Source organism: Paenibacillus sp. P3E, from assembly GCF_001909045.1.
GTDB classification, from domain to species: Bacteria; Bacillota; Bacilli; order Paenibacillales; family Paenibacillaceae; genus Paenibacillus_AQ; species Paenibacillus_AQ helianthi.
On the sequence record NZ_LVWH01000057.1, the window covers coordinates 1 to 5,451 of the forward strand.

Here is a 5,451-nt window from a genome sequence, read left to right on the forward strand (position 1 = left end):
TCTTTATCCTATCCCGGAAGGGAAGGAGTCTCAATTAGTTGAAAGGATATATCTGAAGTGATTTAATCAATGTAATGGTGTTTTTGAAAATCAAAGGCTATTCAGAAGAAACGAAAAAGAGAGTTTTTGAAAATTACTGATTTGATACGTCAATAAAAGTAAGTAAATTTATATTCTTTTCTGGTAAAGACGTGGAAAGAAGTTGCTTCTGTAGAAAGATTAGTTCTTTTGGAGGAGTTCAAATAAATTCACCGGTTGATCATTAATTGATATGTAAGTAACTATGACAGCAGAAGTTCCGTCTGTTGGCGGGGTGAATCGTCAAAGTCCACTTTATCATAAGTAACATCAATTTAAAAAAGGAAAGTTGAGGTTTTTGTGTGAAAAAGAAGTTAATCAGTTTTATAGCTACTGCCCTAGTTTTTGCAAATGTTGCAGGGGTGGTTGCTGCTAAAAACTATGAATCCTTGCCACAAGCGGTTTGGACCCAAACGCCGAATGAAGATTACATACCGATTCAAGCAGAGAGTTTCTATGTGTCAGGTAAAGAAACACTGTACTTACATGTTGGAGAAGAAAGAACCTCAGAGACTAAAGTTTGGTCACCCGATACACTTCGAGCAGTAGATCCTAAAACAGGAGAGGTTAAATGGGTATTCTCCTTTGCAAAAGCAGGGTATGGATGGCCTAGTACAGAAGATCCTTTTGCTTACGCACCAGATGGTACGGTATACGCCTATTTTTCATCTGAAGAACTTCTTTATTCTGTGAGTCCTATAGGTAAAGAAAACTGGAGTAAGCACGTAGGGCAAGAGTTACCGCTCTCTGATAGCAAGTTGTTTCTTATGGGGGATGGAACCTTAATTGTAGCAGGGCAAAAATCTACAAAGATCGGTGCGGAAACGGTACAATTGATATCTTTTGATAAAAATGGTAAACAGAAAGGGAGTAAGACTGTATCCGGAAAGTTGAATACAGTGTCGAAAAACCAGATCGCCATAGAAGTGCTAACGAAGGAAGGCGATGCTCAAAAAGTTGAAGTGTATAATTCTTCCCTCAAACGCTCATTTCAATACACTTTCCCAAAAGGAGCAGGTGTGAACTTTTACACTGCTTTTGCACTCGATGATGGTACTTTTGTTTTTTCAGTAAATCAAGCGAAAATACATAAACTTATAGCATTATCACCTAAAGGCTCGGCTATCTGGGGAAGAACGATTGATCAATTTGGATTTGCTTTTCAAGCTGGGGCTGATTATATGGTATTAAATCCTCATACAAAAAAAATTAGTTTGTTTAACCAAAAGGGTTTAGTAAAGGAAAGGGTATTATCGAATTTAATTTTACCTGAGGGAGACGGTCTGCCAACGGCAAAGAAAACTGTAGAAGGAAAACTACTTGTGGATCTGCTTAGCAAACAGTATATTTTTGACGAAAAAACGCTGTCCACAGTGCACGAATTTGGTCAAATAAATGGTACTATATTAGATTACCGGGAAAATAGTGTATTAGTATACGCCTGGCGTGAAAATAAGATTTCAAAGCATATGTTGAATTAATGTTCTATATTTATGGAGAGGTTTAAGGTCAGGACTAAATAAATAAGAAACTATACTGGCACTTGCTTGCTGTTTGATAGAAGAGCCCGAGAGTCTGTCTTTTGACAGACTCTTTTTGCTGTCGAAATTTAGACGTATAGTTCAAAAGATTTATGTAAAAAGTAGGATTTTCATGTAAAACATTTGAAGTCTGGTGTTATAATTTGGATAAACATAATCGTGTTATTAAGGAATCTGGAGGGGTGAAAGTGGCTCGTAGTTTTGGAAGTACAGTAAGTAAAATGATAAAAGAAACTGCAAAAGCGCAACGTGCAGCTGAAAGATCAAGAAATTCCGCTATTCGTGAGCAGGAAAGACATTTAAGACTACAGCGGCAATATGAACGTGAGAATGAGCGTGCTATTAAGCAGTCAATACGCGAACAAAAAGCACTATACATAGAAGAACGTAAAGAAGAAACGAATGATTATAATGAAGAAATTCTTTACCGACTAAATGAATTTAAAACAATTATAAGTGAAACGCTCGGTGTGGATGACAAGATTTCATTCGAATCACTGTATAAGAAGAATGAATATCCTGAGTTTATTGTCCCCTACGTTAAGCCAATTCCGGCTAATCCGTTACCAGCACGAGAAAGCTTCTTTGCAGGAGTTGCTATGGAACCCTCCTTTATGGAGAAGATCATTGGTCTCGGAAAAAAAGCACGGCTAAGATCTATTGAAGCAGCGGAAAATGCATATAACTATGCTCTTCATAATTATGAGTCTGCTGAAACTAAAATTAATGAACTGATTAAGGAAAATGAAAAATCCCTCAGCTCTGCAAGAGCAGAATATGACGAGGCAATGCGTTTATACCTAGAGGAAATAGCATCTCATAATAGCTCTATTGATGATTTTAAAACCAGCTATTTCAATAAAGACAAAGAGGCCATTGAATCTTATAGCACCCTGGTTCTGGAACGTTCCAATTACAGTGACATTTTTCCGCAAACCTTTGATTTGTTTTATTTGGAAGAGAGCAAAGAATTATTAGTAGAGTATGAATTACCGGATGTGACGGCTGTACCACAGAATAAGGAATATAAGTATACACAGAGCCGGGATGAGATTAAAGGCGTGCCTTTTAAACCCAAGGAATTGAATGAGATCTACTCTATACTTGTGGCTTCAATAGCACTCCGTACACTCCATGAGCTTTTTGAAGCTGACCAAGGGAACCATTTGGATTCAGTCGTGTTTAATGGAGTGGTATCCACAGTGGACTTAAGTACAGGGCTCGACATCCGGCCGTGCATATTAACCATTCAGACCCGGAAAGACGAATTTATGAAGTTCGATCTCGCCAGAGTGGAGATTCTTGCATGTGTAAAAGGTCTTAAAGCCCAGCTCTCCCCTTCAGTAACTGAACTCACCCCAGTTAAACCAATTGTCGATCTTGTCATGTACGATAAACGATTTGTAAATGAAAGAGATATGATAGCTACTCTTGATACACGAACCAACCTTTTGGAGATGGACCCTTTTGATTTTGAACATTTGGTATGTAACTTGTTTTCGAAAATGGGTCTTGAGTCTAAACTGACACGCTCTAGGCGAGACGGTGGAGTTGATGTCATTGCTTTTGACCCGCGCCCTGTATTTGGTGGAAAATATGTTATTCAGGCAAAAAGATATAAAAATACCGTAGAGGTTGCTGCAGTCCGAGACTTATACGGTACCATGATGAACGAGAATGCATCGAAGGGGATTTTGGTTACCACATCAACGTATGGTCCCGATGCCAGAAGCTTTTCCAAGGACAAGCCTATTGAGTTAATTGATGGCCGGGTACTTCTGCATATGTTAGAGGAGCAGGGAATTTATGCGAAGATTCAGTTGTGAAGTGCTCAGTTGAGTACCTGTAGAGAGAATGGTGTATTAATGGATATAATATTGAAGATTGTGCTCAGTGGTACTATCCCAATACTTATAAACTTAGTAATAAAAGCATTAACATCTTCGAGTTTTGATAATTTATTTTTTTTGAAGCATCAGAAAACACAACAAAGAATTATTTTATATGTAGTACTTGGAGTTCTTTTTTTAGCTTATGGTTCATTGCTAACGGCAATCTATGCTTCATTTGTAAAAATGAAATACACCATTGTCGTAGCCGCAATCATCATAGTGTTATTCTTATTGGGGATTATGATTTTAGGAATCCTATGCGGCATTAAATGGATGAAAGGAAAATGGTCAGTCAAAAAATTTACTTTATCAGAAACCAAGGCTAACCGATTAAGCTTTACCGTATTTATGTGTAACATGGTCGTATTTGCAGTATCATTTTATGACACACTGAACATAACTGGTTTGGAAAGAACAGAGCATATGGTCAAAATTCTCGTGTGTATTGGACAGTTCTATATATACGCATTCCTTATATTGAAATCCTATTTTTACTTAATAGACTATACCCGGCATCAGTGGAATTATGTCATTTCACCAAATCCAGAAGATATAGATAAAAGATATCTTTATGTTCTTTACTCGCTATCACCAACCCAAATGGTATTGTCAGAGAGCAATGAAAATGTAGAAAATCCATCGAGTGTTTATTTGTTTGATATTACGAAGCAAACGTATATACACTTTGAAAGAGTGGCTACGTTAAAAGGATAAGTGGGGGAGGATGATTGTACTGCGAACTTATAACTTAGAAGATGAAGTGAAGGCATTGATTTTAACTGAACGTGAAGATGATTACTGGGATTTTAAAGAGAGACATCATTCTAATAAAGCCAATTTGCTACATGATATCATTTGTATGGCAAATAATCGGGTTGATAAGGATGCATATATTATTTTCGGGATCTCCGATGAAACCTTCGAGGTGGTGGGCATTGAGAATGATGAGAATCGCAGAAATCAACAGCAGATGATCGATTTCTTAAAATCTAAGAGGTTTGTCTCCGGTATTAGGCCGAGAGTTGAGTTGAGAACGTTAATATTAGCTGGACATAAAGTTGATGTTTTAATTATCAAGAATAGCACTGATACTCCATATTTTTTGACTGAGGAATTTTCGGATTCCGGTAGAAAGGTTCGAGCTAACCACATCTACACTAGAGTTGGGGACACTAATACGGATATTGATAAAAGCGCAGATATCAATAATGTAGAGTACCTTTGGAAAAAGCGATTTCTACTAACACGTTCTCCATTTGAGCAAATTATGAAGCGCCTCGATAAAAAAGGAGAATGGAAACAGGACGAAGATGTATATTACAACATGTTCAATCCTGAGTTTACTATAACAATCGAATATGATGATGAAGGCCCCGAACTTGTACCTGAGTATTATGCATATGCAGTTAGTAATCCAGCGACTATGTATCAGATGCTTAGTATCAAATATTTTGGAACCCAACTTTATGGGAAACAAATAGTTTATTTAGATAGTGGGAGGTATGTTACACCTACACCTGAATGGGAATTTCTTTATTTTGGAGAATATAGAGTTCATGCAGATTATGCCTTTAAATATTTTATTAAAATTAGTCCTGCTTATAAGCTCAATGAATTTTTGTATGATGAAGAAGAACATGAAGCAAGCTTTGCTCGAGGAAGGTTCTTCGAGGTCGTCTTGTTGTTTGAAGATACAATGGAGAAAGACGCATTTCTTGAATATGTACACCGTTACAAAGATGACTTCCTAGAAAGGTTAACTACTCTTGATAGTGAATGGCCATGGATTGAGGCTAATACCAAACGTCAAGAAGAGCAGGTCGTGGTTCGGTTGAAAACAGGGAAAGTGTTAAATCAAATGCTCATTAATTTTCGTCAGAGTACCTTTTAAATAAAATCAATAGATTGAGGTGTAATAAAATTAATGGAATATCATAGAG

At 37.0% G+C, this 5,451-nt stretch carries 4 protein-coding genes; all 4 read left to right on the forward strand.

Annotated features, from left to right (window positions below; translation table 11 throughout):
* Positions 1-380 precede the first annotated feature (380 nt).
* The gene (locus A3842_RS06975) at positions 381-1,559 is read left to right on the forward strand and encodes a PQQ-like beta-propeller repeat protein (RefSeq protein ID WP_074100880.1); all 1,179 of its coding nucleotides are present in this window, start codon (positions 381-383) and stop codon (positions 1,557-1,559) included.
* A gap of 203 nt (positions 1,560-1,762) precedes the next feature.
* Entirely contained in the window at positions 1,763-3,445 is a 1,683-nt protein-coding gene (locus tag A3842_RS06980; RefSeq protein ID WP_143186185.1) for a restriction endonuclease, read from the forward strand.
* Between the two features lie 39 nt (positions 3,446-3,484).
* The gene (locus tag A3842_RS06985) at positions 3,485-4,225 is read left to right on the forward strand and encodes a hypothetical protein (protein WP_074100881.1); all 741 of its coding nucleotides are present in this window, start codon (positions 3,485-3,487) and stop codon (positions 4,223-4,225) included.
* A 10-nt stretch (positions 4,226-4,235) separates the two neighbouring features.
* The gene (locus tag A3842_RS06990) at positions 4,236-5,402 is read left to right on the forward strand and encodes an AlbA family DNA-binding domain-containing protein (RefSeq protein ID WP_074100882.1); all 1,167 of its coding nucleotides are present in this window, start codon (positions 4,236-4,238) and stop codon (positions 5,400-5,402) included.
* Positions 5,403-5,451: the final 49 nt, after the last annotated feature.

Coding starts and splice junctions, on each gene's coding strand:
- A3842_RS06985 (WP_074100881.1), top strand. CDS start 3,485: ATGGATATAATATTGAAGATTGTGCTCAGTGGTACTATCCCAATACTT.
- A3842_RS06990 (WP_074100882.1), top strand. CDS start 4,236: ATGATTGTACTGCGAACTTATAACTTAGAAGATGAAGTGAAGGCATTG.